This is a genomic window from Streptacidiphilus neutrinimicus, assembly GCF_000787815.1.
Taxonomy (GTDB): domain Bacteria; phylum Actinomycetota; class Actinomycetes; order Streptomycetales; family Streptomycetaceae; genus Streptacidiphilus; species Streptacidiphilus neutrinimicus.
Window position 1 is genome coordinate 11,878 of record NZ_BBPO01000113.1, and the last position, 3,809, is coordinate 15,686.

General features: G+C 70.3%; 7 protein-coding genes and 1 pseudogene. 1 reads left to right on the plus strand and 7 read right to left on the minus strand.

The features are described 5' to 3' along the window. The 7 genes and pseudogenes from TR48_RS35765 to TR48_RS42685 form a co-directional block, all read right to left on the minus strand. Positions 1-664: fatty acid desaturase (locus TR48_RS35765; protein WP_161789969.1), on the minus strand; the 664-nt coding region annotated here is incomplete at its 3' end. A 158-nt stretch (positions 665-822) separates the two neighbouring features. Further along, positions 823-1,002, minus strand: coding sequence for a hypothetical protein (locus TR48_RS35770; RefSeq protein ID WP_042374754.1), 180 nt, complete (start codon positions 1,000-1,002; stop codon positions 823-825). A gap of 206 nt (positions 1,003-1,208) precedes the next feature. Then, entirely contained in the window at positions 1,209-1,382 is a 174-nt protein-coding gene (locus tag TR48_RS35775) for a hypothetical protein (protein WP_042374755.1), read from the minus strand. A gap of 41 nt (positions 1,383-1,423) precedes the next feature. After that, positions 1,424-1,795 (minus strand): hypothetical protein, encoded by a 372-nt coding sequence (locus tag TR48_RS35780; RefSeq protein WP_042374756.1) that lies wholly within the window; start codon positions 1,793-1,795, stop codon positions 1,424-1,426. A gap of 96 nt (positions 1,796-1,891) precedes the next feature. After that, the gene (locus tag TR48_RS35785) at positions 1,892-2,221 is read right to left on the minus strand and encodes a PRC-barrel domain-containing protein (RefSeq protein ID WP_042374757.1); all 330 of its coding nucleotides are present in this window, start codon (positions 2,219-2,221) and stop codon (positions 1,892-1,894) included. Positions 2,222-2,316: 95 nt separating this feature from the next. Further along, positions 2,317-2,451 (minus strand): annotated as a pseudogene (locus tag TR48_RS41270) (CsbD family protein); the annotation flags it as partial. 100 nt (positions 2,452-2,551) lie between these two features. Continuing rightward, the gene (locus TR48_RS42685; RefSeq protein ID WP_063771129.1) at positions 2,552-3,172 is read right to left on the minus strand and encodes a hypothetical protein; all 621 of its coding nucleotides are present in this window, start codon (positions 3,170-3,172) and stop codon (positions 2,552-2,554) included. A 147-nt stretch (positions 3,173-3,319) separates the two neighbouring features. Here TR48_RS42685 and TR48_RS35795 point away from each other — a divergent pair. Continuing rightward, positions 3,320-3,809 (plus strand): TetR/AcrR family transcriptional regulator (locus TR48_RS35795; RefSeq protein ID WP_152628372.1); only part of this gene is annotated, 490 nt, incomplete at its 3' end.

Genomic DNA, 3,809 nt, shown 5'->3' on the forward strand with positions numbered 1-3,809 from the left:
GTGTTCCGCCGATGGCCCAACCGAGGCCGAAGGGCAGGGCGAGTGACAGGACGCACAGGGCGGGGAAGGCGGCGGATACCCTGCGCATGGCGCGGTCGGCCAGGAGGTCGGGGGCGTACCGCTCGGGCGGGGTGGGGTCGCTGGTGAACAGCCAGCCGACGTGGGCGTGGGCCAGTCCGCGGAGTTCGCCGCGCAGGGTGGTTCCGTAGCGGAAGGGCGAGTGCGGGTCACCGGGCCGGTCGGTGAAGGCGTGGTGGCGTCGGTGGGTGGCGACCCAGGTGATCACGTCGCCCTGGAACGCCATCGACCCCGCGACCGCGAGCACGACCTTGAGGGTCGGGGTGGCCGTGAAGCTGCGGTGGGTCAGGCAGCGGTGGAAGCCGACGGTGATACCCAGGCCCGTGAAGATGTAGAGGGCCAGAGCCAGGGTGATGTCGAGCGGGCCGATCAGCTGCCCCCACGACGCCCAGCCCGCCAACAGGACCGCCAGGAGGGGAAGCGCCACGATCATCGCGGTGACGGCCACTTGCCAGCCCGGCGGCTGCTGGTCGGGGGTGGTTCGGGTCGTGGGGAAGGGTTCGGTGCCGGTGTAGACCGGCGGTTGCGCGCTCGCCGTCACCGTAGTGGGCGGTGGTGTCGATACTGCTTGTTCGGTGGTGGACATGGGCACTCCTGGCTGCCTCGAAACTAGCGCGGAATCCGGTGCAGGAATTGGAACCGCCGCGGATCGGATCGGCCATGGGACTTCGAGCCTGGCGAACCGTCAGCGCAGTGGGTGGGATCGGGGCCGGGGGGCGCGGTGTCGACTTCGCCGTCGTCCGGTCAGGCGGTGTGCAGATACGAGGTGGTGAATGCTTGAACCAACTCGCCCTGCCGCAGCTCCTTCGAACCGGACCGCTCTGCGTACTCGTTGCCGTCGCCGCGTCGCCCTCCAGGGTGGCGGGCGAACCCGGCGCCGGCCAGGACCACTGCCAGGAGAAGAACAGCGATCAGGAGAACCATGGGGACACCTCTTTTCCCTATGTAGTGCCGATGCGCGGTCCGAGGTCTGGGCTGGGCTGTTCAGCGGGCCAGCAGGTGCTGGCGTGCTGCGGTAGCCGGAGGGCGTCGGGACTGATCTCGGGGTGCGCTCTTGATCTGGTCCTTGGTGCGTCCGAAGGGCTGCCTGCGACTGTGCGGCGCGCTTTCAGTTGCCTTGCCTGCTGTGGCTACCAGCGGTACCAGCGGCCGCGGCCGCCGGCGCCGGCGCGCTCGCCGCGGAAGACGAAGCCGAGCAGCCACACGGCCAGGACGACCAGCGCGATCCACCACAGGGCGTGCAGGGCGAACCCGGCACCGCCCAGAACCAGTGCCAGGAGAAGAACAGCGATCAGGAGAACCATGGAGAACACCTCCTTTCCCTCTGTTGTGCGGGCGCGTGGTCTCAGGCTCCGGAGTTGGGCGGGTCCTGCGGGTCGATTCCGGTCACTGCGGATTGGTCGCGGGTGCCGCTGGGGCGCTGGGACGGGCCGCGGGGGCCGGTGTCGTGGTGGCCCTTTTGGGGCTTCTTGGCGATGTCCTCGCCGCGGCGTCCGTGACTGCGTACGGGGTTGCCGGCGGGGTTGCCGCTCTCCTCCGTGGCCACCGGCGGGCGCGGGCCCGGTTTGGGGGCGTACTGGTCGGGGTGGAAGGAGCGGTGCGCGCTCGGGTTGACCTGCGTGGAGGTGTCGTCCACGCTCGGGCCCCAGCCGCGTTCGGGGACGTCGTCCCTGTTCATGGCCGGTGTGCCGGTGGGCGATTTCGTGTGCTTCGACATGACGACTCCTTGGGGTGTCTGGCGGCCCGGAAGGGCGGGCCGGGTGCCGGGTGCCTCGTTGGGCCGAGTGCCCGGTCGGTCTGTATAGCGGGGTGCCTAGTAGGTGCTGAGGGTGGTGCGGTAGCGGGTGTCGTCCCGGTGGGCGGCGGGCTCGTATGCGGGTGCGTTCCTGATCTGGTCCTTGGTCAGGGCGACGCGGATCTTCTCGCGGCCACCGTCGACGAGGATGACGGTGCCGGCGGGCAGCATCACGTGCTTGCCGAACAGCCACGGCTTGCAGTTGACGACGATGAACGCGGCCCCGGCCTCGTCGGTGGCCTCGTCGACCTTCCCGACGCGGCCGTCGATCGCGTCGACCTGGTAGCCGGTCAGGTCCGTGCCGGCGGTGTGTCGGGCGGCGGGACGGTAGCCCCAGAAGTCCTTCATGGGTTCCCTTTCGGATGTGGCTGTAGCCGGGTGCCGGCCACGGCCCGCAGGCTGGTGGGGCCCGCGCGTCGAGTGACGGCGCGGCAAGTCGCCGGTCAGGGCTTGAAGGGGTCCTTGACCTTGGCGCCGGCCCGCTTGGCGTCGCCCTTGGCCTGGTCGGCGCGGCCCTCAGCCTCAAGGGACCGGTCGCCGGTGGCGCGGCCGACGGCCTTCTTCACGCCGCCCTTGACCGATTCGGCCTTTGTGCGCGGCCTTCTTGCTGACGCTCATGATTCCCTTCGCGCGACTGGTGATTGGCAGAGGTGCCGGGCTGTGCCGCGCGACACGCGTTCACAGGGGGGCCGGACGGTTCCCGAACGGGTTCTCCTCGCGGGGCTGCTCCTCGCCGGAGGAGGTGGCCGGGTCGCCGTTCGCCGCGTAGTCGCCGTTCGCCGCGTAGCGGTCCGGCGCCGTGCGTGTACCCGTCGAGGTGGCGCGTATGCGCGCGTCCCGGTCGAGCAGGTCCTCACGCTGCTTGAGCAGGTTCTCGCGCTGCCCGGCGAGGTCGTCCCGCTGTTCGGCGAGGTCGTCCCGCTGCCGGGTCAGGTCGTCGCGTTCCTGGGCGACGGTTGCCGTCTTGGCGCGCGCCGTGTCGCGCTGCCCGGCCAGGGCCTCGCGGTCCTTGTCCGCGGCGGCGGCCTGGCGGCGGGAGTGCCGCAGGTCGCGTCGGGCGGCAAGGCCCCGGCGGGAGGTGTGGCGGGCGCCGGTCAGGAGCAGGCCCAGGCCCAGCATGGCGGCGGCGCCGACGATGATGCCGAACAGGAAGAGCGTGCCGGTGGAGCCGTTCAGGTGGTGGCCGAAGACCGAGAACGCGCCGTTCACGGCGTGGGCGCTGCCGGTGTTGCTGAAGAATCCCGCGACGGCCGCGATGGCCGCAATCACCAGGATGATGAGTCCGAGGATAATGATCATGACGTTTTTCCTCCCAAAAGGGATATACGCCGTAGACCTACAGTTAACTCCTTGGCTAGACTGATGTCTACACCGTAGGTCTACTGACTTGCATCGTGGTTCTCCGCCTGATGGCGGCCCCACGCGACGAGAAGGAAGGTGCTCGGCATGGATGCGTCCCCAGCCGGTCACGTGGTGCAGGAGGAAGCGGAGCCGCATCCGGACGGCAAGCTGACCCGCGAGCGGATGCTGGCCTGCGCCCTGGAGATCGTGGACCGGGACGGGGTAGAGAAGCTCTCCATGCGCGCCCTGGCCCGGGCGTTGGGCCGCGACCCGATGAGCCTGTACCGCCACGCGGACAACAAGGCCGCCCTGCTCGACGGCATCGCCGAGACCGTCGTCGCCCAGCTCACCGTGGACCCCACCGACCCCGACTGGGTAGCCCAACTACGCGCCGTGGCCCACCGCTTCCGCCTCCTCGCCCTGGCCCACCCCCACGTCGTACCGCTACTGGTCACCCGCCCCCTGGCCACACCCCTGGCCTTGCGCCCCCGCGGCACCCTGCGCCCGCTCGAGGACATCTTGGCCCTGCTCACCAGGGCCGGCTTCACCGGCGCCGACGCCCTGCACATCTACCGCGCCCTGTTCGGATTCCTGT